We start from the raw sequence: 23108 nt of genomic DNA on the forward strand, positions 1-23108 counted from the left end.
TGCCTCGCCACTGGCGTTGTTCGGCGGGTCTGGCGGGTGGCTGTCGGACTGTTTTTATGCCACCGAACACAGAAACCGCCCTTACTTTGTATCTGCAGCATATTTTGCGCAGAGCTGTAGCGTCAGAGTGCTTGCATCACAGATAAGGAAAGCCGGGGCTATCAATGATGCCTACGAAGACCGCCGAAGATTATCTAGCTGCGCTGGCTGAAGAACTCACAATCAGCGAGACGCGATATGATGAGGCGTGCCGCAGCTACGCGTCTCTGGGCGAGTGGCTGAACCGACCGGATTCTGATGTTCTTGAATATGATCCGCAGATCTATGTTCAGGGCTCCTTTCGCCTGGGCACCGCCATCCGCCCCCTGAGCGACGAGGAGGAGTACGATGTCGACTCGGTCTGTGTGCTCCGTAGCCTAGGCACGAGGGGGCTTAGTCAGAAGCAGCTGAAGACGCTCGTGGGCGATGAGATCAAGGCCTACCGCCGCGCCCAGAACATGGTGAAGCCCGTCCGCGAGGGGCGTCGGTGCTGGGTGCTCTCCTATGCCGATGGCGCCATGTTCCACATGGATATCGTGCCGGCCGTTCCCAACGCTGCGCGGCAGCGCCTAATGCTGGAGGCACGTGGCCTCGACCTCCGGTGGTCGGACACGGCCATCGTCATCACGGACATCCGTTCGCCTGTGTATGAGTACATCTCGGACGACTGGCAGCGGTCAAATCCAAAAGGCTACGCCGAGTGGTTCAGACTACGGATGGGCTCGGTGTTCGAGCGGCGCAGGCGCGCTCTCGCCGAAGCTATCAAGGCTAGTGTCGAGGACATCCCCGACTATCGCGTGAGGACCCCTCTCCAGTCCGCTATCATGATTCTGAAGCGGCACCGCGACGGTATGTTTGCCAACCGGTACGACGAGCGCCCGATCTCCGTCATCATCACTACCCTCGCCGCCCATGCGTACAATGGCGAGGAGAAGATCGCGGATGCACTATACTCGATACTCACGCGCATGGATCAGTTCATCGAGCACGACGGACAACGGTGCATAATCCGCAACCCGTCCGACCCGCTCGAGAACTTTGCGGATAAGTGGCCCCAGCATCCCGAACGGCAGCGGGCGTTCTTCCAGTGGTTGGCGCAGGCCCGCCTCGACTTCAGCGAACTCGCCCGGCAAGTCGACCGCCGCCGGCTCATCGAGAGTGTCCAGCCCCGCATGGGTGCCGTGGCGGACAGGGCCGCCGCCCGCCTCGGGCCACCGCCTGGAAGCATGCTGCGTCCCCCCACCGCGCCAGCGGCGGTTGGCGCTGCCGCGTCGAGCGCCCCCGCCTTTCCGAACACCCGGCGTGAACCGACTTCGCCCAAGGGCTTCGCTTGATCTGGTGGGCAGACCAGCCCACTAGGGCGCAATCTGAGCGCAATGCTATCGGGCATCTCGCCAGCCGCAACGAATGGCTCGTGAACGTAACCTGGCGCCTGGCGGCGAATCTACAGCTCGCCGCGGATATCGACATCGAGATCGATGGGCGAATGATTCCTTTGACACTAATCTATCCGGATTATTTCCCCGACACGCCACCCTCTGTCCTTCCACGCGACGGCGTACGCCTATCCGGTCACCAATATGGTGCGGCGGGGGAACTGTGTCTGGAGTATCGCCCTGACAACTGGACGCCCGGCATCACGGGCGCGATGATGATAGAGAGCGCGTATCGCTTGCTCACGTTCGAGCGGGAGACCGGGCAGCCAGCTCCGTCCGACCATCGGGACCTGCCGTCGCAGCGGTCGCGTAGCGCAAGCCTGCGGTTCCTCTATTCCCGCGAGTCCTGGGCGGGCATGTCGATGGTCGAGGAGGGGCAGAGCGCCGGTGCAGAGCTCCAGGAGCACGACGCCGCCGGCTTCTACGTCGCGCAACTGTCGCACATCGGACCTGCCGACGAGCCAGTCTGGTCGGAACCAAGGAAGCGGGGCGGCGACCCACGCAAGCTTCGGGCGGTGATCGTCCGCCTACCCGCTGGGGCTAGCCGCAGGTGCAAGAACTTCAACGAACTCGAGCTATTACTCCAGACGCACGGTTTCGCCACTCTGGCCAAGGATCTGTCAAACGCCTCCGACTGGGTCGGCGTCATCTTATTCGATGGCAGCAATCTTCATGTTCCAATGTTGTTCGGCGGAAGCGGGTCGCGTTCGCTAATCAGCTACGACGCCGTGTTCGCCGAGATCGATGGCGTACGCCTGGATCCTGAGTATGCGATGCTGCGCGGGGCCAAGGTCGCGGTTGTCGGATGCGGATCGGTCGGCTCGAAGGTCGCCGTCCAGCTTGCCCGATCCGGTGTGGGCAGCTTCGTGCTGGTCGATGGCGACGTGTTAGCCTCGGGGAACTTGGTACGCAACGAGCTAGACTGGCGAGCCGTCGGAATCCACAAGGCCCCGGCGCTCGGCGCACGGCTCAAGGAGGTCAGCTCGGACTGCGCTGTCACCACCCGAACGACCGTCATGGGCGGCCAGGAGAGCGGCGGGACGATCTCGGCGACGATGAGCGCCATCGAGGAATGCCATCTTATCATCGACGCGACGGCAGACGCTGGCGTGTTCAATCTCTGCGCGGCCATCGCACGACGGGCGGAGAGGGCGATGTGCTGGGCGCAGGTGTTTGGCGGAGGTGCCGGCGGCGTCGTCGTTAGGCTGAGGCCCAAGGTCGACCCCACCCCGCTCACCGCCCGGCAGCGCATCGAGGCCTGGTACGCGGAGCAGGGGGTAGAGTGGCCCGACAACGGGTCCTCGCAGCCCTATGCCGAGACCAGCGGTGCGGGAGTACCGCTCATTGCAGATGATGCCGACGTCTCAGTCATCGCCTCGCATTTGTCGCGCCTCGCCATCGACCTTCTCGCGCGCCCGGGCGCGACGATCTTCCCTTACTCCGCCTATTTGATCGGTCTCGCCGAGAGGTGGATCTTCACCGCTCCGTTCGACGTGCGCCCGATAGATCTTGGCGAAAGCGACGCGTGGACCGCGGAACCAAAGCCCGGCGACGTTGATGCGCTCAAGCAGCTGCTGGCCGATCTACTTCCGCGAGAGATCGATGCGGGTTGAGATCTCAGGGGAAGTGCGGGCAAGGCTGCGGCGGGCATTGCGTGCTGCCGGCCGCCGGGAGATTGGCGGTGTGCTCATGGGCGAGCAGATCGAACCCGGCCACTTTCGCGTGGTCGACCTGTCGATCGACAAGGATACCGGTGGCCGCGCCCATTTCGTCCGCAGTCCCGAGGCGCATGCTGACGCGCTGGACGCGTTCTTCCAGCGCACCGGCAACGAATACGGCAGATTCAACTATCTCGGCGAGTGGCATTCGCACCCCGGTTTTCCGGTGATGCCGAGTGTCCAGGATGCCGCGTCGATGGACGAGCTCGTCCATGGCGAACGGGGCATCGACTTTGCCGTCCTTCTGATCGTCAGGCTGCACTGGTGGTGGACGATCGTCAGCTCTTGCACGCTATTCCGCAGAGACCTCCGTCCCTCACCCGTCAAGATATTGGAAGAATGAACTTGCTCAGCTACTTCGTTCGCTCGTTCATCGACTGGGTCTTCAGGCGTCGGTCTGTCGGCGTCACGCTCATTAAGCTAGGTCTTCCGCTCTTCGGCCTGGTGCTATTGGGTCTAACCATCGGCGTGACCATCCCCACAGCAAATGGTCCCTTGGTCTTCAGCTGGGACACGTCCAGTGGCGGCTCGGCCGCGCTGAGCTGGGGCGTATTCCTTATCGCCACTCTCGTCGTCCTGCTCGGGGTGGCACTGATTGCCCGCGACATCCGCCTGGAAAGTCGGAACAAGGTTATAGTCATAGAAGCGCGAGGACTGCGGGACTGGCAAGGTGAACCGTTAGTCAAGGCCGTGCCGACCTCGATCAAGGGACGGCGCGAGCAGGTGATGCTCGACGTTCGACAGGGCATTGTTGACGGTCAGATTGTAAGCCCCGATGTGGCAATGCGCCGCCTCTCGGGTCTGCGAGATGACATTGCACGGCGCTGCGACGGCCTCGATCGTACAGATGTATCGTTCGTTCTTGGCGGCCTAGCACCCGTGCCGCTGCTCTTCCTACTCGGCGTGATTGTCGACGACGAATCCCGCACGCTCATCATGGACTGGGATCGCAAACGGCATGTCTGGCGCCCGCTGGACGAGCAGGACGATCGCAAGCGCTTCTCCATCTCTGGCCTCGACGTAGTGACTGCGGGAACGCCGCGCGCCGCTCTTTGCATATCCGCGTCCTATGACGTGCTCGAAGTGGATGTGCGGCTAGTTGAACCCTCCGTCCCGATTGTCAGAATGGATCTCGAGGATCGCACGACAGCTTCGCACTGGTCGGAGGAGAAGCAGCAGCAGTTGGCGCAGCAGTTTATCGACACGGTGATGGCGTTAGCTCGCCAGGGGGTCACCGAGATCTCCCTGTTCTTGGCTGCTCCGGCGAGCGTTTCGCTTCGCTTTGGCACGTTGTACGATAAGCGCAATCTGCCGAGTGTGATGGTGAACCAGTACGAGCAGGCTGATCCAAAGAAGTTTCCCTGGGCGATACGGATGCCAGTCGCCGGACTGGCGCAGGCCGAATTAGAACAGCGCTGTAAGCAAGCCAAAATTCACTAGGACTGCAAAAGAAATTCCCAGGATCGTCCTTTCACAGCAGATTCGACGCTTCAGCCTTGTGTGGCTGCCGTTGAAGCGATTTGGGCGCGGGGGGAGTATCGGTATGCGGCTGATCTTGGGGGCATATACGGCCACTACCTGCGCGACATCACGGAAAACGCAGCACGTGAGACCGAGGAGGTATTTGCTGCTGTCGCCTATGCGGGCGCCGTCACTGCACCGGGCGCGATGGCGGTGAGATCACGAACGAGCCCGCCGAGCCCACACAGCCTTAGCTGATTGTCTGCACCGGCTGGGCCATTCTCGCTCATGCACACTTCAGTATGATGTACCCATCATCACGCTGGGGCGGGTACATGGCACTACACGACAAGGTTGCTGCGCTGCGTGCAGAGCGCCTCAAGCATGGAGGAGATGCGGTACCAGCGCGACTGCACGGCGTCGACAAGGCGAGGATCGTCCAGGTCCTTGCACGCATCGACCTCGGTACCAACGCAGATTTGGTCGATGGTGTCTTTGCCCTGCTCGACGATCAGACGGAGAGCTGGTTCGCGCGTCCGCCCACTGGTGCTCGCTTCTGCGACGGAGCAACAACGGCGCACCTAGCTTGCCATGTTGGCATTTTGCAACGTGGGAGCGGGAAGCTCGACCGTGAAGGGCGGGATTACTGGATCAAGCCACTTCGGGAGCTTGGAGGCATCGAGGCGGTCACGCTGGTGGACGGCGAGTTCGTCGCTGGGCACGTGATCGCGAAGTCGGGCAACTCCTGCTATCGCCTCGATGAAAGCTTAAAAGCGGTGCTGATGGCACCCGATGCCGAGTGGCCCGACCTTCTCGTCCAGTGGGTTAGCAAAGATGCGGCACGTGCCCGCCGCGAGTTCCAAGCACAGGCGGCAGAAGCGGCCCGGCAGCTTGTCGACAGCGGACACAGCGACCTCATCCAGGCATCCATCAATGTCTACGCTTCACGCTTCCTGCCTGGCTATCAGGTCATCTATGTCGACGACGGCGACGGCGATCGGATCACGCGTGAGGATCGTGCCCTCTTCGCGAAAGCCGGAATTGAGCTTCGTCTGGAAGATGGGATGCCCGATGTGCTGCTGTGGAACCCACAGACGGACCGGCTGTGGGTGATCGAGGCGGTGACTAGCGACGGTGAAGTTGACTTGCACAAGGTCAATCAACTCCGGCGTGTCGCGGAACGTTCAGGCAAAAAGGGCATTGATTTCACAACCACCTACCGGACGTGGAAGGAAGCAGCTGCGAGGCAAGGGACTCATCAGAACATTGCGGTCGGGACCTATGTGTGGATCCAGGCCGATCCGGCGAGGCACCTTCTTGTGGGATCGTTCAACTGAGTAGGGCTTCAACCGCATCATCGATCTGCACCTGCGGCGGTAGCGCGACTCCATAGATCAAGCCCAACTCCGCAAGCTGCTCCCGCGTCGGATAATGCAGATTGCGAAGGTCGGTCGCATTGACCTGGGTGTGCCCACTGAATTGCCGAAAATACTGATCGACGGCGGTGGAGTTTAGGAAAAGCGCGAGGCCACGTGCAAAGGCGGGGTCTATCCCCCTGCCCCCGATATGGAAGTAGTTGAGGTGGTTCTCGAAGCCCACATGCTCAGCATCCATTCGCGCCGGATCGTAAACTACCGCGACGAGGCGGCGCTTTTCCTCCTTCGAGGTGAACCGCTTGGTCAGAACATAGGTGCCGCGGGGCACAACGAGGTCGGTGGTTGCCGCGTTGAGAGCGAGCGCATTGTGCTTACGCCCAATAGGCTGGGGCCAAACAACGAATCCCTGCTCGAAGTGTGCAGGGTAGATCAGCGGCACCGCACCAGGCTCTGGCTCCTTCCTCAGATGATCTCGCGCACGAAAATCAACGACTCGCCCGGTTGAAACCGTCACCCCGAGATCGCGGAGGGTGCATGGCAGCGATCGGACACGCTCTGCTAACTCACTGTCTTCGTCCAAGATGGGGAGATGGATATAGAAGTGCGGGTCGCCTGCATGAACGACTTCCCGGAAAGGGACATTCCGAGTCGTCGGATTGGTGTCCTGGGGGCTGTCACTGAAGGAAAGATTTACGTTTTCGGTCTGTGGCTTGGCCTTTACGACCTTAAAAACGATGTTCTCCTGTAAGACATCGTCATCTTGGAAGGCCTTTTTGCGTGACTGGTATAGGTGGATGCGCTCAAGAGCAGATGCACTGAGTAAGTTCTGACGGAATTTAGAAAAATATGAACCATTACAAAAACTCCGTGGCGTAATGGCCACCACTTGACCTTCCCGGCTCATCTGTTCGATGGCAAGCGCTACAAAGGCGGTATATAGATTACTTGTCTCGATCCCAACCGTGCGAAGTGCATTCCTAGCTCTCGAGCCACTGTTTAATTTTGCGTAGGGAGGATTGAGAATCGCACAGTTGTATTTTTGGTCAGCATTTTTTTCTGCGATCAATGGCTCCGCTGAATGCAATATATAGTCGTCTCGTATGATTTTGAATTTGAATTCTATGCCTGCGCCTTCGCACTGAGCGGCGCATGCCTTCATGGTGACGGCGAGGCGGTCCGCGAGGCAGGGGTCAACCTCGAACGCAGTTACCGCGATCGAAGCCGGAGGCGACTCCAGCCTACACGCGCGATCAACGAACGCAGCAGTGAGCATCCCCACTCCCGCTCCAGCATCGAGCAGGCGAACCGCGCGTGGAAGCATGGCAAACAAGCTGGCCATGAAGGTGGCGACCGGCGCAGGCGTCATAAACTGCCCAAGTTCGCTCCGCCTGCCAGGATCAAGAGAAGGTGACACCTCGAGCCGAAAAAGATCGGCCTGAAGAACTCCCGAGAGCGCTTCGTCGTGCACTTCGTGGATCAGCATTTGGCAGCTATGGGCATTCGATTCTCCTGGACCCAGATAGCATTTTCGTGGGGCATCTCGTAGCGAGTGTTTCCTGTCGCTGGACTAGCATATTGCCGCCCGTCGTTATCGACCCGCTTCGGGCCGACCAGCACAGGGTCCGTTTAACTCCGCCAGGCCAACGGCCGCACGTTGTTCATCCCAACCGAACGCTGTAGGGCCTGCAAGCACAGCGAGGGACAGGCTGCCCCGTTGCTGCCCGTCGAGAATAGCCGACACGATGTCCGGCGCCAGCAGCGTCAGCCGTAGCAGGCCGCCCAGGTAGCCACGCTCAATTCGCTCTGCCTGTGCCATCTCGGTGATGGTCGCGTAGCGCCCCTCGTCCAGCATCCGCTGGTACCGGAACGCCCTGGCCAGCGCCTTCACCAGCGTGGGGTCGGCCCGCGTTGTCACCGCCGCCACGCCATCGGTAATCGGGGTCACGACGGTTTTCCGCCCTGGCCGGTGGCGGATGGCCAGCGGCACCCGGACAGTGATGCTGGTCGCGGCCGTCATGCTGCCACCCTCAGTGCGCTGGGCGAGATGGCAGTGAGATCGCGGACGAGCCCGCCGAGCCCTTCCAGCCGCAGCCGAATGTCGGCGCGGTCGGGCCCTACCACCACCCGCTCCACCAGCGATCGCACAATCCGCGCCTGCTCCGCCGGGAACAGGTGCTCCCACAGCGGGTCAAGCCGATGCAGGGCGTCCTGCGCCTCGCCCTCAGTCAGGTCCGGCGCCTCCCGGCGCGCCGCCCGCCAGGTACCGACCACGATCTCGGGCTGGCGCAGCAGCGCGCGTACCTGATCCATAACCGCTGCCTCGATCTCCGCCGCCGACACGCGGCGCACGATGCTGGCGTCGCCGGCGGCATCCCCCTTCAGCACGCGCTGCGCCACGTAGTAGCGGTAGAGCCGGCCGTTCTTCCGGGCGTGCGTAGGGGAGAGCGCCCGGCCATCCACCCCAAAGATCAGCCCCTTCAGCAGCGCCGGCGTCTGCGCGCGGTTTTGGTTGGCGCGCACCCGCGGGCTGATCTGCAGCACGGCATGCGCCCGGTCCCACAGCTCCCGCGGCACGATGCCCTGGTGCTCGCCGGGATAGACCTGCCCCTTGTGCGCGGCCTCGCCGACATAGGTCCGATTGTTCAGCAACTTGTAGACATCGCCCTTATCGAGCGGCCGCCCGGCCTTGCTGGTGAGGCCCTCCTCACGAAGGCGCTTTACGGTCTCCATGCCCGATCCCGTCTCGGCGAAGATCTCGAACACGCGGCGCACGCGCGGTGCCTCGTCTTCGTTCACCACCAGCTTGCGGGCCACGACGTCATAGCCGAGCGGCACCTTGCCCCCCATCCACATGCCGCGGGCGCGCGACGCTGCGAATTTGTCGCGGATTCTCTCGCCAATGACCTCTCTTTCGAACTGGGCAAAGCTGAGCAGGATGTTCAGCGTCAGCCGCCCCATGCTGGTCGTCGTGTTAAACGACTGCGTGACCGAGACGAAGGTCACGCCATGCGCGTCCATCACCTCCACCAGCTTGGCGAAATCCATCAGCGAGCGGCTGAGCCTATCGATTTTGTAGACCACAATGACATCGACAAGGTCCGCCTGGATATCGCGCAGCAAGCGTTGCAGCGCCGGCCGTTCCAGCGTTCCGCCGGAGAAGCCGCCATCATCGTAGCGATCGCGGACCAGCACCCACCCCTCAGCGCGTTGGCTGGCGATGTACGCCTCGCAAGCGTCGCGCTGCGCGTCGAGGGTGTTGAACTCCTTCTCCAACCCTTCGTCGGTGGACTTCCGCGTGTAGACCGCACAGCGCAGCTTCTTCGTTGTCGCCGGCATTGCCGGCTCTATGCGGGCGCGGCGGGTCATGCGTCACCCCGCGTGCGCAGCCCGAAGAACGTCCAGCCGTTCCACCGCGTGCCGGTGATGTGGCGCGCGATGGCCGAGAGGGACTGGTATGGCCGCCCCTCAAATTCGAAGTCGTTGACGCGCACGGTGACAACGTGCTGCACGCCCTGCCATTCGCGGATGAGGCGCGTGCCGGCCAGCGGCCGGCTGTCGGCGCGAATGCGGCGCAGCACCACGTTGCCGCCATCCAGTTGCTCTCCCAGCGCCACCAGACGGTCGACGGTCTCGGGCTTTAGCCCGCCATACGCGAGCTCCTGGATGCGGTACGCCAGCCGGCTCTGAATATAGGCCCGATTCCAAGGCGGCGGCTCCTTGCCGAACAGTTCCCGCCATTGCTGCTTCAGGTCGGCGGTCGGCGCCGCCTGCAGCGCGGCGAGCCGGCTCAGCACCTGCGTCGGTGGGATCTTCGGGATGGTGGGCGCCGGCGCGGGCGCGGCACTGGATCGTCTGGTCATGCGAGTCCCTTCCTGTTGGGGTTCGCATGCAGGCGCTGGTGGGCGGTGGAGTGTAGGGGAACGTCTCCCACCCCCCGAGCTATCTCGGCATCGCGCGCTTCATCCTCGGCAACGCGGCTGCGCAGCCGCACCAGGCCTCTGGCCAGGATGCCGCAGACCTCGCGGAGGTGCGGCGGGAGGTGAGCGTTTAGTCCCACGGGCGGTTGCTTCATACTTAGCCCTACCCGCCTCACCGGTGATCCGTCCCAATCAGGCGCGGCGGCGTTCCAACTGGGGCGCGATCCGCCGCCAGGGCTGACTCAACTTCTTCTTGATCGTGCTGGAGTCCGGATGCTCGCCACGATCGGCGAACCAAGCCTCCATGCGGCGAACGTATTCTGCCAGCGTCGCCGGCGGCCCGTCCTGGAACATGCTGACCAGTGCCTCGGCCCAGAAGGCATCCCAGTCATAGCGCGGTGCTGCGCCACGCGCGGCCGGTGGCGGCGCCACGGCAGCGGCTCCGCTGCTTGCCGTCGCCGCACCCACCTCCTGCTCCGCCTCAAATCGCAAACGCTCGGCGTGCCGGACGACCAGCCGTTCGCGCGAAACCACGATCGTGCCCGCGTCATCGCCGCGCGCTTCAATACTGATGTAGCGACCTGGCTCTGCCTTGAAGCTGCTGATCGTCTCGGACCCGTTCATGAGGGTGGCCCAGGCCTGCGACTGGTGGAGATCTGCGGCGCCCGAGAGGTAGCTGCGCTCGTCCGGGATGTGGCACCAGTCCCGATCATTCACGTCCTCGATGCTGCCCTTCTCGACAGCGAGGCCCGCGACGACGACGGAGAGTGTGAGCTCATTGGCCGCGACGAAATTCGCCACGTCCAGTTCCGTCACGCCCCAGCGCTCACAGATCTCGGCCAGCCCATAGCAGGGCTTCCTCACAATTCGGCCGCCCACGACATTCATCCCTTCCCGACAAAGCGCAACCGCCGATACGCTTGCACAACCTTGGCCATATCCCTCCGCATGTCGGGCGGCAGTCGCTGCGCCTCGACGAACAGATCATCCATCCGCACGCCGAGAATGGCGGCGGCGCGCTCTATCAGCTCGTCGCGGGGCGGATTCTCCTGGTCGCGCTCAATGCGCGACCAATAGGCCGCCGAGATTTCCAATCGCTCCGCGAAATCGTTCAACCCGATGCCGAGCGCAGTCCGTCGCTCGCGGATGACCGATCCAAAGCTCACCGTTGCTCTCCTTGCACCAGGCCGTAGCGGCTCAGCCGCACGGCGATAAAGCGCTCCGATACGCCGAAGTCGCCCGCCAGCGCGGCGACCACGCCCTCGATCACCTCGGGCGGGTTGTCGGCCGCAAGGACGCGACAGCCCTGCCGTCCCCGATGCGGCGCATGGACCGTGCGCAGCCGCTCCGACCGCGCGTGCACCAGCATCCGGAGATGGAGCTGCACCGGGGGAGCGAGTAGCGCGCCCATGAATTCATTCGCCCGACGCTCGGAGGCCGCTGTGGTCCGATCGAGCAGCGCGCTCGGGCCAGCCGTCACTGACCGATACCGCCGCGCTGGCGTGCCGAGTGCCACAGGCACGTCGAACACAACGTGGCCCAGCTCGTGCGCCGCGGTGCTGACTGCCAGGTCCGGCCGCCCGGCCACCATGCGCGCATTCACGGAGACCAGCGCCATGCCCGGCATGTCGGGATCCGTCTCGCAGACGCCGAGCACGGCTTCTCCGGAGCCATCATGCACGGGATGGTCGAGTTCCCACGCGACCAGGATGGCCCGGCCATTCGCCGACACCGTCCGCGTGGCGCCGACCAGTGCGGCGAGCGGCAGCGCGAATCCGCCAGGCTCGGTCATGGCCTGGCGGCGCACCTGCGCGGCGACGGCCCAGAGGGTCTGGGCCGACAACGGCCGAGGCGCGCCAGAGGCGGCGTGATGCGGGTACTCAACGGTGATGGACATGCCGGGATCATGACGAATTGCTGTGCGATTGGTCAACAGCATTGTTCCCTTCCTGTTCGCGTATCCCCGATATCCACAGGCGACCGGCTGAGGCAGCAGTTCCCGCATGGGTGGGGCGGAAATCGCCGGGCTATCCATCTGATTTCCGATAAAATCGGCCATAAGCCACTGATTTAGCGATGGGGAATAAATCCCAGGCCGCTTCAATTCCCCATTGCGCCCCATTCGGCCTCTTCGCCCCAACCGGTCGTGTGGTTGCTTCTGGACGTCATAGCCGTCCAGCAGGAGCCGCGCCCGATGCCCACCCAGCTTTCCCTCGCCGATCTCGACGTCGTTCACCCCCTTGCCGAGCGCTACGCGCGGCGCCTCTACCGCACCCTGGGGCGCCCCAGCCATGAGCAGGAGGACATGGAGCAGGACATGCTGCTCGACCTCCTGGCGCGGCTGCGCGGCTTCGATCCGGCGCGAGGGACGTTGGCGGCCTTCGCCACGGTCTGCTTCCAGCACCGCGCATCCCGTCTCGCCACACGCCTTCGCCGCGAGAAGCGCGAACGGCACGAGGCGTCGCTGGATGACGCAGTGCCGGGCCAGGAGGAGGAGCTGACGCTCGCCGACATCATCCCCGAATCGGAGGGGTATGCGGCGTGGTGCGGCCAGCAGACCGACGCGGTGGCCGCGCTGGAGCGCCGCCTCGATCTGGATCGCGCCGGCACCGTGCTGGACCAGCGCGACCACAGCATCTGCGCAGCCCTGACGCAGTGCACGCCGCACGAACTCGGCCAGCAGGGCCCGATGCCGCGCTCGGTTCTGTACCGCCGCATCCGCGAAATGCGCCTGCGGTTGCTCGCCGGCGGCATCGCCGCGGCGGCCTGAGACGCATCGGCGAGGGGCTGGGTAGGGCTAAGTATGGACACCAACATCACCGACATCCGCGCAGTGTCGAAGCCTCTCACCGAGGCGTCGCTCTGCACCTGGCTGGGCGCCGCGGCCCCCGGCGACAGCATCACCTATCACCGCGGCGCGCTCGCCCGGCAGGTCTGCCCGCAGTTGCGGTGCCTGCCCGAGCAGGAGCGCACCGCGCTGCAGCGCCTGGCAGTCCGCGCCTGGAAGCTCGCCGAGCTCGGCCTGGCCGATATCGTGCAGCGCCGCCACGGCTACGAGGACTACGCCTACATCCTCGTCGCCCGGCGCCGGCCGCGTCGCTATGCGTCGTCCATCCTGCCCCTGCTGCTCGCGGAGGCCGCGTGATGGACGCGCCTCGCATCAACCGCCCCACGCTCGATGCGCTGCGCCACATGCCGGTGAGCGACGTTATCGCGCTTCCCGCCGAGCACCTTGCGCTGCTGCAGACCGATGCGCGCGAGGCGCTGGATGGCGCCAAGCGCATGCAGGACTGGATCGAGGCCGCGATCGCGCTCCGCTACGAGCAGCGCGCCGTCGGCGCCCGTGCCGCGGCCGGCAAGGACACCGGCACGGTCCGCTTCCAGGACGGCGCCGTGGAGATCGCGGTCGATCTGCCTAAGCGAGTGGATTGGGACCAGGCGCGGCTCGCCTCCCTGTCCGAGCAGATCCGCGCCGGCGGCGAGGATCCCGGCCAGTACGTCGAGGTCAGCTTCAAGGTCTCGGAGCGGGCCTACACCGCCTGGCCGGAGCGCATCCGCGCCGCCTTCGAGCCGGCCCGCACGGTTCGCACGGGGCGCGCCACCTATCGCCTCGCCCTCATGTCCGACGTCGCACGGCGCGATAGCCCGCATGCTGACAGCGTCATCTCGATGCGGGGAGGTCGCTGATGGCACTCCGCATTGTCACGGCCGACGAGCGCCTGTCGAGCGCCGTCAACAAGACCACCCTGGCGCTGTTCGGGCCGAGCGGCGTGGGCAAGACCACGCAGGTCCAAACGATGCATGCCGAAAAGACCCTCTGCATCGACCTCGAGGCCGGCCTCAAGTCGGTGCAGGACTGGCGCGGCGACAGCATCCCTGTCCGCTGCTTCGAAGATGCCATCGACCTTGCCTGCCTGGTCGGCGGTGTGAACCCGGCGGCCGATCCGACCGGGTTCTTCTCGGAAGGGCACTATCAGCATCTCGCCGCGGCGCATCCCGACCTGGTGCAGCTGCTCGCCAGCAAATCCATCGTGTTCCTCGACTCGATCACCGACCTCACACGGCAGGCGATGGCCTGGGCCAAGACGCGGCCCGAGGCCTTCTCGGAGAAGACCGGCAAGCCGGACACCCGTGGCGCCTATGGCTTACTGGCGCGCGAGGTGATCGGCCTGCTGAAGCACCTGCAGCACGCGCCGGGCAAGACCACCATCATGGTCGGCATCTTAGAAAAGGTGACCGACGAGTTCGGCAAGGTCACCTGGCAGCCGCAGATGGAAGGCGGCAAGGCCGCGCGCGAACTGCCCGGCATTGTCGATCAGGTCGTCACCATGGGGCTGTTCAGCCGCGAAGGCGATGCCTGGCGATACGACCCGGAGCGTGGAACCGAGCGTCGCTTCGTCTGCCGCGCCGGCAACAGCTTCGGGCTGCCTGCGAAGGATCGCTCCGGCCGTCTCGACGAGACCGAGCCTGCGGATCTCGCCGCCCTGCTCCGCAAGATCAACGCCACCAGCACCAACCAGGGGTGATGCCATGACCTATGACATGAACGATGCCGAACTGCCGCGCGGCTCCGATCTGATCCCGGACGGCAGCTTCGTGAAGGTCATCATGCACCTCCGCAAGGGTGGACTGGATGGCCAGGGCGAGGCCGACCGCGGTCTGCTCAAGGCGACGAAGACGCAGGGCAGCGACGTGAAGATGCTGGACTGCGAGTTCACCGTCACAGCCGGCCCGCACATCCGCCGCAAGTTCTGGCAGACCTTCACCGTCGTCGGCGGGAAGGTGGACGAGCAGGGCGTGTCGATTGGCTGGAAGATCTCGAAGGGGGTCTTCCGGGCGATGATCGACAGCGCGCTCGGGCTAGATTCGCAGGACATGAGCGAGGCGGCGAAGGCCAAGCGCATGTTGCGCGGTCTCGCCGATCTGCACGGCATCACCTTCGCTGCGAAGGTGCGCGTCGAGCCCGCCAACGACCCCCGGTATTCCGACAGCAATCGCCTGGACCGTGTCGTGCTGCCGGGCGAGCCGGAATACGCCAAGGTTATGGCCGGCGAAGGCGTGGCGGCGGCGCCCAGCCACCGGCCGGCGCGTCCGCCGGCCGCAGCGGCCACCACGCCGCCCGCCTGGTCGGGCACGGCTGCCGCCGCGCCCGGGGCTCCGGCGCCCCGCATGTGGGAACGCCCGGCCACCGCGAGCCCCGCCCCCGCCGCGCGGCAACCCGCGGCTCCGCCCGCCCCGGCGCCGGTGGCAGGCGGCCCGGCCTGGTTGAACGGGTGATGCGCCGATGGTTCGTCGCCGCTGGACGCGGCCGGCGCAGCCGCGTGCTGCGGCCCAGTCCCTGCCACCGCCGCGCGGCTGCTCGCCTGAGGATCAGGTGCGTCGCCTCACCTGCGCGCTCTGCGGTCGGGAGGCGAAGGGCTTCGGCTACATCCACCAGCTTCGCTGGGGCGAATTCCCGCATCACCGCTTCTGCTCAATGCGGTGTTGCGAGGCAGGTGGCGCGCTGGGCCGGAGGTCCAACGGCGTGATCGACAAAACGCAGATGGAGGAGCGCGCGGTGAAGGACGCGCGCCGGCCGCTCGCCGAGGTGCTGGTGGAGCTGAACCTCATGGCGCCGTTCCACGACCGCAGCGCGGCAGAAATCGACCGCATCATCGAGGCCTGCGTGGACGGCTTCCAGGCATCCATGCAGCGCCAAGCCGCCGAGCGGGATCCGCTCGACGACCCGATTCCTTTTTGAGGACGCCGATGATCCTCGATCTCAACCACCAATCCGGCCTGGTCTACGGACGCGCCGCGCACGGCATGGCCGACACCACCGCCCGCATCAATGCGCATGTCGATGCCGCACTGGTCGCGCGCAACCAGCGGCAGCGCCCGCGCGACTATCTCGGTGGCAGCCGGATCGGCGAGGCTTGCGCGCGAAAGCTGGTCTACGAGGTGGCGCATACCCCGAAGGATGCGGGTCGCGATTTCGACGGCGGCATCCTCCGCGTCTTCGATGCGGGACACCAGTTCGAGACGCTGTCCATCCGCTGGCTCCGCCAGGCGGGCTTCGATCTGCGCGATCGCGGCACCGATGGCGAGCAATTCGGCTTTGCCGCCGCGGGCGGAAAGCTGCGCGGTCACGCCGATGGCGTCATCGTCGCGGGTCCCGATGTCGGCATCCACTGGCCTTCCCTGTGGGAGCACAAGGCCCTCGGCCAGAAGTCGTGGAACGACCTGGTCAAGCACGGCCTGCGCCAGTCCAAGCCAATCTACTTCGCGCAGGTCCAGCTCTACATGGCCTACCTCGAACTCGAGGTGGCGCTGCTGACCGCGCTGAACCGCGACACCCTCGCCCTGCACCACGAGGCGGTGTCCTTCGATGCAGCCGAGGCGCAGCGCCTGTCCGATCGGGCCGTCGACATCCTCCGCGCTGCCGAGGCCGGCGAGTTGCCCCCGCGCATCGCCGCCCACGCCGATTTCTTCCTCTGCCGCGTCTGTCCCTACGCGGCTCGCTGCTGGGAGGCCAACCCGTGAGGTCACCTTCGCCATTTCCGCCCGTGCCGCTGGCCTACGCGCTGAAGCGCCACATTCATCGTTACGCGAACCGCTTCTGGTGTCCCGTCGATGCATCCGGCGTCCTCAGCGCGCCGGTCTACCTCTTTCCTGACCAGACCAGCTTTGACTCGGACGAGGTCCAGCTGCTGTCGCAGACCATCATGGCTGGCCCGCTGCGGCTGCCTCACGAGCGTGTGCTGTTCGAGGTCACCGAACAGCTCCATCCCGGCGCATCTCTCGTTGCCTACGCGGTCGGGACCGAGCAGGGCGTCGATGCATTCCTCTTTCGCTTCGACACCGGTCGCAAGCTCTGGACCGACGTCTTGGCTCGGGCCAGCTTCCTGCCCGACGGCGTCGCGGACGTCGAAGCGCATCCGACCCTCGTCGATCCGGCAGAGCACACTCCATACTTTCAGGCGCTCACCGGCATGGTCTGGCGTGCGCTTGGCCTGCTGTCGGTCGGCACCCAGCTCCGGGAACACGTGGTGTCGCCGCTGCGGCGCGCTTCGCTCGCCAAGCACGGTGTCCGCGGATGGACCTACCGCATCGCCGAAATCGACACGACGCAGGTTGCGGCCGCAGTCGCGCTTCGCGGCGGAACACACGCTTCGCCGCGCTGGCACATTCGCCGTGGGCACTGGCGCACGCTCGCCGACGGGCGGCGCGTGTTCGTCCGCGAATGCGAGGTCGGCGATCAGTCGCGCGGGGCTGTCGTGAAGGACTACCGCATGGAACTGGGAAGTGCAGCATGAGCGGCGACATCACGCCCTCCGACACCCAGCACCGCGCCATCAGCGCGATCCGGGCATGGTTCGAGCACGGCACCGAGCAGCAGCAGGTGTTCCGGCTGTTCGGCTTCGCCGGCACGGGCAAATCGACCGTGCTGAAGTTCGCGCTGGGTGAGATCGGCCTCGAGCCGCATCGCGCCGGCGGTGATGGCGAGGGCTGCGTGCCCGGTGTCGTCACAGCCACCTTCACCGGCAAGGCCGCCCTGGTCCTGCGCCGCAAGGGCACGCCCGCACGCACCATCCACAGCCTGATCTACAGCGTCATCGAGGCGACCGAGGAGGAAGTCGAGGCCGCCGAAAAGAAGATCACCGAGGCGATGGCCAGCGCCCGGCAGCTCTCGGGCTTCGATCGCACCACCGCCGAGGCGACGATCGAGGCGATGCGACAGGCCGTCTCTGAGATGAAGCGGCCCCGCTTCGCGCTGAACCCGAAAAGCGACGCGGCGCATGCGCGTCTCATCGTGCTGGATGAGGTGTCGATGGTCGGCGAGGACATGGCGCGCGACCTCATGAGCTTCGGCAAGCCGATCCTGGTCCTCGGCGATCCCGGCCAGCTGCCACCCATCCAGGGTGAGGGTGCCTTCACGAAGGATGCGCCCGACATCATGCTTACCGAAATCCACCGCCAGGCTGCGGAGAGCGCCATCATCCGCCTCGCGACCATGGCCCGCGAGGGCATGGCGATCGGCTTTGGGCAGTACGACACCCACGTCTGGAAGATGCGCAAATCCGACGTGACGCCGGAACAGGCTCTCCGCGGTGGCCAGGTCATCTGCGGCATGAACGCGACGCGCCTGCAGCTGAACAACGCCATGCGCCAGGCTGCCGGCTTTGGGCCAGGCTGGCTGCCAACCGGCCCCGCCGAGAAGATCGTCTGCCTGAAGAACCAGAATGACCTCGGGCTGATCAATGGCATGTTCCTTTCGCTCGACGCCGTCGTCGACGAGGGGACCCATTACTTCTCGGCCGTGGTGACCGATGAGGACGGCAATCGCATCGGGCCGCCGCAGCAGGACGGGAGCCGCGGCCGCCTGCGCATCTACAAGGGCCATTTCGAAGATCACATCGCCTTCGACAAGCAGCGCCATGACCGCGACTGGAAGACCAAGCGCGCGCTGACTGAGGCGACCTTCGGGTGGGCCATCACCGGCCACAAGAGCCAAGGCTCGCAGTGGGAGAACGTGGTGGTCTGGGACGACGGGCTCGGCCGCACGGAGCTCGATCGCCGCCGCTGGCTCTACACCACCATCACCCGCGCCGAGCAGGGCCTGGTGATCCTGGCATGAACGCCGAGCCCCATCCCGCCGTCACCGCATCGGCATGCATCGACCTCAACGATGCTGGGCCCGTGCTGCCGGTTCGGCACGACTTAGCCGAGGTGCGGCGCAGGCTGGCGGACACGGCGCGGGACTGGCTGCCGGCGCTGTTCCCGGAGGCGGTTCGCTCTCCGGACCGGAAGACGCTGCGCTGCGCCGACCTCTCGGGCCGCCGGCCCCGTGGCGAGGGATCCTGCGTCCTGCACCTCGAGGGTCGCTTCGCAGGATGGGGCTTCGACCACGCCACCGGCGAGAGCGCCGGGCCGATCGACATGGTCTATCACGCGACGGGGCTGACGGAGGCGCGGCTCTTCGCCGAGGCCGCACGGCTGGCCCAGATGGAGCAGCCGGCGCCCAGCCCGCGGCCGCAGGAGCCTCGGCCCGACCATAGCCGCGAGGTGGCGCGGCTGCTGGAAGGCTGCCGGCCAATCGCCGGCACGGTGGCCGAGACCTACCTGCGCAGCCGCGGCCTGGAGGTGCCGGACAGCCCTGACCTGCTGTTCCACCCGGACCTTCCCGACTTCGAGACGAAGCGTGGCTGGGCGGGGATGGTGGCGGTCGTCCGCGACGGCGCGGGCGAGCCCACCGGCGGTATCCATCGGACCTACCTGCTGGACGACGGCTCGGCGAAGGCGCCGCCGGGGAAGAAGATGCTCGGGCCCATCGCCGGCGGCGCGGTGCGCCTGGCGCCCTTCCCCGAGGACGGCCGGATCGGCGTCGCCGAGGGGATCGAGACCGCGCTTGCGGCGCAGACCATCTTCGCCGTGCCGACCATGGCGGCGCTCTCCGCGGATGGGTTGCGGCGTTGGCGGTGGCCGGACGGCACCACCCACGTCACCATCTTCGCCGATGCCGGCCTGCCCGGCATGCAGGCCGCGGCCACGCTGGCGGACCAGCTGAACCTCGCCAACATCCCCTCCCGCATCCTCGCGCCGCTGCATGGCGACGACTTCAACGACGACCTGCAGCATGGCGTGACGGCAGCGGAATATGCCGCGCCGGCGACCGCTGGTGACCAGGCCTCGCCACCCGCCACCGTGGAGGAGTTGCTGGCGGCCGCGGCCACGCTCACCAACCCGCCCGACATGGCGCCGCTGTCCCAGCTGCTGGGGCGCCTCGTCACCCTCCGCCTCGAGCCACTGCCCGAGCGCCAGGTCCTCGGCGCCATAAAATCTGCGACCGGCATCGCCGTCTCGATCCTGGAGAAGCAGCTTGGCGAGCTGCGGCGCCGCTTCAACACCACGGGCGATGTGAACCAGGCGCCGATCCGGCCGCGCTGGGCTGCTCTGCTGCGCCTCGAGCCGAGCGGCACGCCGGAGCGGAACGAGGCGAATGTGATCACCGCGCTGTCGCTCGACGCGGCGTTCGCCGGCGCGCTGGTGTTCGACGAATTCGCGCAGGAGATCCTGGTCACCCGAGCCCTGCCCTGGGAGCCGGCCGCCAGCACGCTGCCGCGGGCCTGGGGCGACGCGGACGACGTGCGCTGCGCCGAATGGCTGCAGCGCCACGAGATCAACGTCCCACCCGTCGTGGTGGGGCGCAGCGTCGTGGCGGTGGCCCGCAACATCCGCATCCATCCGGTGCAGGACTACCTCCGCGCGCTCGCCTGGGATGGGAAACTGCGCCTCGACGCATGGGCGGCGACCTATCTCGGCGCCACGGACACGCCACTGAACCGGGCCATGGCGTCACTGTGGATGATCTCCGCCGTCGCGCGGATCATGCGCCCCGGCTGCAAGGCCGATCACATGCTGATCCTGGAGGGACCACAGGGCATCCGGAAGTCGACGGCGCTGAAGGTGCTCGCCTCGGATGCTTGGTTCACCGACGAACTGGCAGAGATCGGCTCGAAGGACGCCGCGCAGCAGATGCGTGGCGTGTGGATCATCGAGATGGCCGAACTCGACGCGATCGGCAGGGCCGAGGTGTCGCGGATCAAGGCCTTCCTCACCCGTACCTCCGATCGCTACCGGCCTCCCTATGAACGGTACGTGGTCACGGTGCCGCGGCAGTGCGTCTTCGCCGGCAGCGTGAATCCCGACACCTATCTGCGGGATGAAACCGGCAATCGCCGCTTCTGGCCGCTGCGCTGCGGGGAGATTGACCTCGACGGACTCCGCCGCGACCGCGACCAGCTCTGGGCTGAGGCCGTTGCGCGATTCAACGAGGGCGCGCCGTGGTGGCTGGAGGATCGCGACCTCATCGTCTCCGCCACCGCCGAGCAGGAGGCCCGCTACGAGCCGGATGCCTGGGATGCGCTGATAGAGCGCTGGCTGGTCTCCGAACGGCGCAGCGTGAACGTCGGCTTCGGCAGCTACGACGACTGGCAGGAGCGCTACGTGCCTCGCCCGACGCCACTGACCGACGTCACCGTCGGCGAGGTGCTGGAGATGGCGCTCAGCATCGAGCCGGCGAAATGGACCCGGGCAGACCAGATGCGCGTCTCCAGCTTCCTGAAGGCGAGGAAGTGGGAGCGGTACAAGGCCACCGTGCCCGGTAAGGATGGCGGCACGCGGGAGTGGCGATATCGGGCCCCGCGTCCGGACGGCAGGGCGTGATGGCTGCCGCGCTCATGTCCCAACGCCCCCGCCACGTCCCAACCCATGCGCTGAGGTTGGGTCAGACGAAATCGACTGCAACTCAGTCACTTGCTGACCCGCGTCCCAACGTCCCAACCGTCCCAACGGGTCTGAAACCTAGATGCGGAAGGTCTGGGTCGGGCCGGACATACATTTTCCTTATAGGTTTAGGGGAGGTCGCCCCGGGTTGGGACGTTGGGACACACTCGCATAACGCGTTGATTTGGACCGCAAATGCTTCCTACCAGGTAGCCGCAGGTTGGACCCGGTTGGGTCCTGGGTTGGGGCGGCACCGGCCGCCAGCGATAGGCCCCCCGGATACAGGTCCGCCGAAATGCCGGGCAGCGACGGCGAGCTCCGCCAAGAACCGCGCCGTCGCCACCCTCACCAGGATCATCCCCTCTCGGAGACCACCATGGCACCCGCGACTCTCATCATGCCCGCCGCGCACGCAAGCGGCCCGCCCATCGCCCTCCCGCCTGCGACCAGCCTGGCGCACCACACCGTGCTCGCGCTCGATCTCGGCACCACCACCGGCTGGGCGCTGCGCGGCCAGGACGGCAGCATCACCTCGGGGACCATGACGTTCCGCCCCAGCCGCTTCGAAGGCGGCGGGATGCGCTTCCTGCGCTTCCGCGGATGGCTGGCCGAGGTCGCCGCTCTGTCCGGCGGGGTGGCGCGGATCGTGTTCGAGGAAGTGCGCGCGCATGCCGGCACCGATGCGGCGCACATCTACGGCGGCTTTCTCGCCCACCTCTCCGCCTGGTGCGAGGAGCGGAGCATCGCCTACCAGGGCGTGCCCGTGGCCACGATCAAGCGCTTCGTCACCGGCAAGGGCAACGCTGACAAGGCGAAGATGGTCGCCGCCATCCAGGCTCGCGGCTTCGCGCCGGCCGACGACAACGAGGCGGATGCCATCGCCCTTCTGCTTTGGGCCACCGACCCCACGGGAGGCCGCGCATGAGCATGCACGGCGCACCACTGCCGCCCCGGTCCTGCCTCGACCGCGGCACGCGCAGCCCGACCAACGACAGCGAGGTGAACGCCATGCGCGCGGCCGCCTGGCATCGCCATGGCGTCGCCGCCCTGCCGATCGCCGAGATCGCCGACGACTGGCTGCGTCAGGCCATAACCAACGAAGCCAATCGGCGCTGGGGGCGTCGCAACGGGGAGAACCACAATGGCCGGTAAGCGCAAGACCAAGGTGCCGAAGCCGAAGCACGACGATCTGGCGAAGCCGTCGAAGTGGCGGCTGCAGCACGGTGGCTTCTCCGAGCCGGTCCGCGACGCGGATCCGGACACGGGCTCACCCGTCGCGCATCGTCGTGCCGTCGACACGCTCGGGCTGATGCTGGCGCACGGCAGCATCACGCCGCAGATGCACGAAGCGGGTGAGATCTTCCGCGGGCTGTTCCGCGCCGCCTGCTTCGACAGCATGTCGACGTCGCAGATCATGCGCATCCCAGGCACGCGCGTCGACACGCTCTCGACGATGCAGGTCGAGGCACGGCGCCGCGTCGCTGCGGCGCTCGATGCGCTGGGGGGGCAGGACAGCCCCTGCGGCTCCTGCGCGTGGTTCGTCGTCGGCCTGGAGTTCTCGGTCCGCGAGTGGTCAATGCGGCAGGGCTGGGCCGGACGGACGGTGCACGGCCCAGTGGGACAGGGCATCCTGGTTGGGTCCCTCGGCATTCTCGCCCTGCACTTCGGGCTGATGCCACGAGCGAGGGCGGCGTGACGCGGGACGATCGGGGCGGTCATCATTGCCCCGATCACGCTGTTACAATTGACCCCATGGCGGCACCGAAATCGATAAGGGTAGAGTCAGGACACGTAGAGAAGGTGCGAGAGCGCCGCGGCCGAACAGCTACGCTGCGGCTCGATCGAGACAGTGGCTCTCGAGCCGCAGGGTCCTTCCTGGCCCCGCTGTATGCGGGG

Annotated in this window: 25 protein-coding genes; 18 read left to right on the forward strand and 7 right to left on the reverse strand. The window is 66.0% G+C overall.

All coding sequences use genetic code 11. The annotated features are described in order from the left end of the window. The first annotated feature begins 164 nt into the window (after positions 1-164). From LQ222_RS00395 to LQ222_RS00415, 5 genes are all read left to right on the forward strand, one after another. Positions 165-1373 (forward strand): nucleotidyltransferase, encoded by a 1209-nt coding sequence (locus tag LQ222_RS00395; RefSeq protein ID WP_230163784.1) that lies wholly within the window; start codon positions 165-167, stop codon positions 1371-1373. An 80-nt stretch (positions 1374-1453) separates the two neighbouring features. Continuing rightward, on the forward strand, positions 1454-3088 hold the full coding sequence (locus LQ222_RS00400; protein WP_230163785.1) for a ThiF family adenylyltransferase: 1635 nt from the start codon (positions 1454-1456) through the stop codon (positions 3086-3088). Continuing rightward, complete coding sequence (locus LQ222_RS00405) at positions 3078-3536, forward strand: Mov34/MPN/PAD-1 family protein (protein WP_230163786.1); 459 nt, start codon at positions 3078-3080, stop codon at positions 3534-3536. Before LQ222_RS00400 ends, LQ222_RS00405 begins: the two co-directional genes overlap by 11 nt. After that, a complete protein-coding gene (locus LQ222_RS00410; protein WP_230163787.1) occupies positions 3533-4633 on the forward strand; it encodes an SAVED domain-containing protein in 1101 nt (366 codons plus the stop codon). Before LQ222_RS00405 ends, LQ222_RS00410 begins: the two co-directional genes overlap by 4 nt. A 356-nt stretch (positions 4634-4989) precedes the next feature. Continuing rightward, a complete protein-coding gene (locus tag LQ222_RS00415) occupies positions 4990-5991 on the forward strand; it encodes a BsuBI/PstI family type II restriction endonuclease (RefSeq protein WP_230163788.1) in 1002 nt (333 codons plus the stop codon). On the opposite strand, the gene LQ222_RS00420 is transcribed toward LQ222_RS00415, so the two are convergent. The 7 genes from LQ222_RS00420 to LQ222_RS00450 form a co-directional block, all read right to left on the reverse strand. Further along, the gene (locus LQ222_RS00420; protein ID WP_230163789.1) at positions 5984-7513 is read right to left on the reverse strand and encodes an Eco57I restriction-modification methylase domain-containing protein; all 1530 of its coding nucleotides are present in this window, start codon (positions 7511-7513) and stop codon (positions 5984-5986) included. The two genes, LQ222_RS00415 and LQ222_RS00420, sit on opposite strands and share 8 nt — an antisense overlap. A gap of 105 nt (positions 7514-7618) precedes the next feature. Beyond that, positions 7619-8047, reverse strand: coding sequence for a hypothetical protein (locus tag LQ222_RS00425; RefSeq protein WP_230163790.1), 429 nt, complete (start codon positions 8045-8047; stop codon positions 7619-7621). Next, on the reverse strand, positions 8044-9396 hold the full coding sequence (locus LQ222_RS00430) for a recombinase family protein (RefSeq protein WP_230163792.1): 1353 nt from the start codon (positions 9394-9396) through the stop codon (positions 8044-8046). The genes LQ222_RS00425 and LQ222_RS00430 overlap by 4 nt, the downstream gene beginning before the upstream one ends. Further along, a complete protein-coding gene (locus LQ222_RS00435) occupies positions 9393-9890 on the reverse strand; it encodes a DUF2924 domain-containing protein (protein ID WP_230163794.1) in 498 nt (165 codons plus the stop codon). Before LQ222_RS00435 ends, LQ222_RS00430 begins: the two co-directional genes overlap by 4 nt. Before the next feature lie 249 nt (positions 9891-10139). Beyond that, a complete protein-coding gene (locus tag LQ222_RS00440; protein WP_230163796.1) occupies positions 10140-10763 on the reverse strand; it encodes a hypothetical protein in 624 nt (207 codons plus the stop codon). A 68-nt stretch (positions 10764-10831) separates the two neighbouring features. Continuing rightward, positions 10832-11113 carry a helix-turn-helix domain-containing protein gene (locus LQ222_RS00445; RefSeq protein ID WP_230163797.1) on the reverse strand — a complete coding sequence of 94 codons (282 nt, stop codon included), beginning with the start codon at positions 11111-11113 and terminating at the stop codon, positions 10832-10834. After that, positions 11110-11886 (reverse strand): ImmA/IrrE family metallo-endopeptidase, encoded by a 777-nt coding sequence (locus tag LQ222_RS00450; RefSeq protein WP_230163798.1) that lies wholly within the window; start codon positions 11884-11886, stop codon positions 11110-11112. Before LQ222_RS00450 ends, LQ222_RS00445 begins: the two co-directional genes overlap by 4 nt. Positions 11887-12141: 255 nt before the next feature. Here LQ222_RS00450 and LQ222_RS00455 point away from each other — a divergent pair, with 255 nt between their 5' ends. The 13 genes from LQ222_RS00455 to LQ222_RS00515 all read left to right on the forward strand — a co-directional run bounded on the left by LQ222_RS00455 (position 12142) and on the right by LQ222_RS00515 (position 22908). Further along, positions 12142-12717 carry a sigma factor gene (locus LQ222_RS00455; protein ID WP_230163799.1) on the forward strand — a complete coding sequence of 192 codons (576 nt, stop codon included), beginning with the start codon at positions 12142-12144 and terminating at the stop codon, positions 12715-12717. Between the two features lie 33 nt (positions 12718-12750). After that, on the forward strand, positions 12751-13092 hold the full coding sequence (locus LQ222_RS00460) for a hypothetical protein (protein WP_230163800.1): 342 nt from the start codon (positions 12751-12753) through the stop codon (positions 13090-13092). Beyond that, positions 13092-13634: a hypothetical protein gene (locus LQ222_RS00465; protein ID WP_230163801.1), complete on the forward strand. Its 543-nt coding sequence runs from the start codon at positions 13092-13094 to the stop codon at positions 13632-13634. The genes LQ222_RS00460 and LQ222_RS00465 overlap by 1 nt, the downstream gene beginning before the upstream one ends. Continuing rightward, positions 13634-14473 (forward strand): ATP-binding protein, encoded by an 840-nt coding sequence (locus LQ222_RS00470; protein WP_230163803.1) that lies wholly within the window; start codon positions 13634-13636, stop codon positions 14471-14473. The genes LQ222_RS00465 and LQ222_RS00470 overlap by 1 nt, the downstream gene beginning before the upstream one ends. A gap of 4 nt (positions 14474-14477) precedes the next feature. After that, positions 14478-15224 (forward strand): hypothetical protein, encoded by a 747-nt coding sequence (locus LQ222_RS00475; protein ID WP_230163805.1) that lies wholly within the window; start codon positions 14478-14480, stop codon positions 15222-15224. Between the two features lie 97 nt (positions 15225-15321). After that, on the forward strand, positions 15322-15687 hold the full coding sequence (locus LQ222_RS00480; protein ID WP_230163806.1) for a DUF6511 domain-containing protein: 366 nt from the start codon (positions 15322-15324) through the stop codon (positions 15685-15687). A 65-nt stretch (positions 15688-15752) separates the two neighbouring features. Beyond that, complete coding sequence (locus LQ222_RS00485; RefSeq protein ID WP_230163807.1) at positions 15753-16469, forward strand: hypothetical protein; 717 nt, start codon at positions 15753-15755, stop codon at positions 16467-16469. 23 nt (positions 16470-16492) lie between these two features. Continuing rightward, positions 16493-17242: a hypothetical protein gene (locus LQ222_RS00490; protein ID WP_230163808.1), complete on the forward strand. Its 750-nt coding sequence runs from the start codon at positions 16493-16495 to the stop codon at positions 17240-17242. Continuing rightward, on the forward strand, positions 17239-18564 hold the full coding sequence (locus tag LQ222_RS00495) for an ATP-dependent RecD-like DNA helicase (protein ID WP_230163809.1): 1326 nt from the start codon (positions 17239-17241) through the stop codon (positions 18562-18564). The genes LQ222_RS00490 and LQ222_RS00495 overlap by 4 nt, the downstream gene beginning before the upstream one ends. A gap of 428 nt (positions 18565-18992) precedes the next feature. After that, entirely contained in the window at positions 18993-21152 is a 2160-nt protein-coding gene (locus LQ222_RS00500) for a VapE domain-containing protein (protein WP_230163810.1), read from the forward strand. Between the two features lie 457 nt (positions 21153-21609). Continuing rightward, positions 21610-22137 carry a crossover junction endodeoxyribonuclease RuvC gene (locus tag LQ222_RS00505; protein ID WP_374202141.1) on the forward strand — a complete coding sequence of 176 codons (528 nt, stop codon included), beginning with the start codon at positions 21610-21612 and terminating at the stop codon, positions 22135-22137. Further along, positions 22134-22364 carry a hypothetical protein gene (locus LQ222_RS00510; protein ID WP_230163811.1) on the forward strand — a complete coding sequence of 77 codons (231 nt, stop codon included), beginning with the start codon at positions 22134-22136 and terminating at the stop codon, positions 22362-22364. The genes LQ222_RS00505 and LQ222_RS00510 overlap by 4 nt, the downstream gene beginning before the upstream one ends. Further along, positions 22354-22908 carry a DUF6456 domain-containing protein gene (locus LQ222_RS00515; protein ID WP_230163812.1) on the forward strand — a complete coding sequence of 185 codons (555 nt, stop codon included), beginning with the start codon at positions 22354-22356 and terminating at the stop codon, positions 22906-22908. Before LQ222_RS00510 ends, LQ222_RS00515 begins: the two co-directional genes overlap by 11 nt. The last annotated feature ends 200 nt before the right edge of the window (positions 22909-23108 follow it).

The sequence above is a fragment of the Roseomonas sp. CECT 9278 genome (genome assembly GCF_918698155.1).
Lineage (GTDB): Bacteria > Pseudomonadota > Alphaproteobacteria > Acetobacterales > Acetobacteraceae > Neoroseomonas.